Source organism: Vibrio sp. 1180_3 (assembly GCF_029478545.1).
In the GTDB taxonomy this organism is placed as follows: domain Bacteria; phylum Pseudomonadota; class Gammaproteobacteria; order Enterobacterales; family Vibrionaceae; genus Vibrio; species Vibrio aestuarianus.
In genome coordinates this window covers 1-2,124 of record NZ_SJFM01000099.1, presented here as the reverse complement: position 1 = coordinate 2,124, position 2,124 = coordinate 1, and the positions used below count along the sequence as shown (strand labels likewise).

At 39.4% G+C, this 2,124-nt stretch carries 2 protein-coding genes; both read right to left on the bottom strand.

Features of this window, described 5'->3' with window-relative positions:
• Positions 1 to 244 precede the first annotated feature (244 nt).
• Positions 245 to 601, bottom strand: coding sequence for a hypothetical protein (locus tag EYW48_RS20945; RefSeq protein WP_045570554.1), 357 nt, complete (start codon positions 599 to 601; stop codon positions 245 to 247).
• A gap of 156 nt (positions 602 to 757) precedes the next feature.
• The gene (locus EYW48_RS20940; protein WP_277433020.1) at positions 758 to 1,396 is read right to left on the bottom strand and encodes a hypothetical protein; all 639 of its coding nucleotides are present in this window, start codon (positions 1,394 to 1,396) and stop codon (positions 758 to 760) included.
• Between the last annotated feature and the right edge of the window lie 728 nt (positions 1,397 to 2,124).

Sequence of the window (2,124 nt, the reverse complement as noted above, 5' to 3'; positions counted from 1 at the left end):
CTTGAAAACGATCAATCTCAGATTATTCAAGAATCCATTTCGACCAAGCCAACTTGCCGAAAATACAGAACGAATTCTCAATGAAATCGTAGAATTAACCTCAAAAACCCATCAAACACATAACGCCGCATTAAGGGGTGAACAACGCTACCACCCCACCTAAAGCATTGTGCCGTAAACACTTAAGTCGATTCAAACCAAAATTGCCAAGCGTTGTGAATCCCTCTTAAATGCTTTGTTAGCACTAAAATTCTTCGATTGTGCTGCGTTCTTCGACTTCTAGAATATCGAACTCTACTTCGCCATCATCCTCAAGGGTGAAAGTAACTGAAGATTCTTCTTCTCCCTCAAGATCCATGTCAGCACAACCATTGTAAACTGACCACTGATACTGGTAATCAAGCTGGTATTCATTACCACCGAGAAAAGTAACATCGAAGATATCAATTCCAGTGTGGTTTTCTGCACGAGAGTTAATATGTGACAAATCAGGTACAAGAGATGAGCCAAAAGATTCTTCATGCTCTATGAGGAAAGCTTTCAATTCTTGGCAAAGATGAGTGCCATGCTCAATTTCGCCAGACTTACTTTGGAAAATCATGTTTATACCTCGAAACTTAATATTTATGGTTAGTGCTAACGCCCAATTAAGGGGTGAACAACGCCTCCACCAAAACCTAAAGCATTGTGCCATAAACACTAAATTTGAAGTAGAAGCAAAAGTGCCAAGCGTTGAGAATCCCTCTTAAATTGCTTGTTATGTCTCTGATTCTGAAGTTCTAAAATAATTGGATTTCAAGGTTCGAACCGACTCCTCTAAGCTAACTAACAGCTCGTCCATGGAAGCATCAATTAGCGCAAGTTCACCTTCAAGTTCAGAGACATGTGACATACTATTTTTTAAATACACTTCGCTTATACCGCTACATAGTTTTATATAACTCTCATGAGGAAAAGTGAAATCTCCCTCAATTTCATATAATTCGAAGTCTTTCTGCACTTGTTTATATTTATGTAGTTCTAGCGCGAACTCGTCTTGAATCCTTTTTAATTCTTCAGTTAATTGCGCTAGGTTGGAGCTAGCTCTTGGAAAAGAGTTTCGTTGTAGCAGTCTATTGTAAAGATACAGCTCTTTAGCCTTACCAGTTACCGACTGCATTTGCTCATTTAATTTTCTAACGATATTGTATTTTTCTGTGTATACATGGGAATGTTTCCAAGAATTAAGTCCATAACATGCGATAAAAACTGCCACCCAAGGTAAAACGATTTCACTAATTGCTTTGAGAGTGGAAACCACCTGCTGCCCTTTGGGGCCAAATTTCACGCCAGCAATCACCCCAAAGAGACTGCCTATTAGAAAAACAGCAACGAGGGTTTCCTTTTTATACTTCACTTGAATCTCCTGAGACATAACGCCCTGTTAAGGTGTGAGCAACGCAACACCGATGTTAGCGCATGCCACCTTAAACACTAAACGCAACGCATAGCAAAAATGCCAAGCGTTGCGAATCACTCTTAAACAGATTGTTAGGCATTTGCGTTCCACGTTTGAAGTTCCCACTCTTGAGCACTAGCAAAGCCATTAACTTTCGCATGTTTAGATATGCTCAAACACCATGAGTTGTAGGTTTCGATACAATCAAGATGTGTCCATAAGCAACCTTTTAAATTGGCTCCATTGAGAACAATGCTGTCTACTGGGCAATTTGGTGGGGTTATTTCCAAGTGCTCCAAACACCATAAATATTTTAGGTACAAATTGAGAGCCTTTTGGGCTTGACCGATTCTTAGTCTTCCATTGACTAAGATATGCCCATGCTTTTGAGACAATACATTACTTATATTTACGATATTTATTTCATGTTTTGACTGAGAAACTGAAGTCGAGTATTCCTTTGAAAGATTGACAACCATTTCACGAAAATCATCTCTAAATTTTTTGCGATCTCTTGGGTTTTCACTACTGTATGTTTTACATCTTGATAATGCGGCACGAACGTATGCGCCCCATAATCCCACGGGGCGTTTTAATTTCAGTGTGAGACGTTCCAAGGCAGAAGAGAGTTAATATCAGGCTCTGGCTTTGCCAGTTCTTTCATACATTTGACCATGTAATCGTAG